This is a genomic window from Brevibacillus sp. SIMBA_040 (assembly GCF_046535075.1).
Taxonomy (GTDB): Bacteria; Bacillota; Bacilli; order Brevibacillales; family Brevibacillaceae; genus Brevibacillus.
Genome location: NZ_JAWRXI010000053.1, coordinates 1 through 540, shown reverse-complemented (window position 1 = coordinate 540; position 540 = coordinate 1). Strand labels below are relative to the sequence as shown.

Genomic DNA, 540 nt, shown 5'->3' with positions numbered 1-540 from the left:
CCGATCTTGTACGTGGTCATGGACCGATTCCTTCATTCAAAGTGTGTGCGCTGCAATCGTAATATAAAGATATCATATTAGAGATTCGGCCACGTTCTGTCATCGCTGTTCGTCGTTACGCCGACCGGGCCGCAAGTCTGCCGTGTCCGGTCGTCCAACTCGATCATCACGGCCATGAACTCGAAGAACTCGTCCTGCGGCAGGGCATCGAGCCAGTCGCCGTATTCGCTTTCTGGCATCGCATAGAACGCTTCACCCATCGCAGTAATCTTCGTCATGGCGCGATCCTGCGCATCTTGATCGAATCTCGCTGCTGGCAGTGCAGCGACGGGCCTGATGGACGCCTCATTCGCCGCGGGTCTACGTCTCGGTCGAAACCCCGTAATGCCCTTTCCGGTTGAACCGGAGCCCATGAATGGATCGAGCACCAGACCACCAGGAGGCGTCACCAGTTGGCACAGGTGCGCCATCAAGTCCGTCGGCTCGACACATGGATGCAGGTTCCGCGCACTTTTTCTTGTACGTGTGTTTGCTGTCGCG

Annotated in this window: 1 protein-coding gene; it reads right to left on the bottom strand. The window is 56.7% G+C overall.

All coding sequences use genetic code 11. The annotated features are described in order from the left end of the window. Positions 1–77: 77 nt before the first annotated feature. The coding region (locus SB752_RS31900) for a DNA methyltransferase (RefSeq protein ID WP_410719433.1) at positions 78–540 on the bottom strand (463 nt) is incomplete at its 5' end.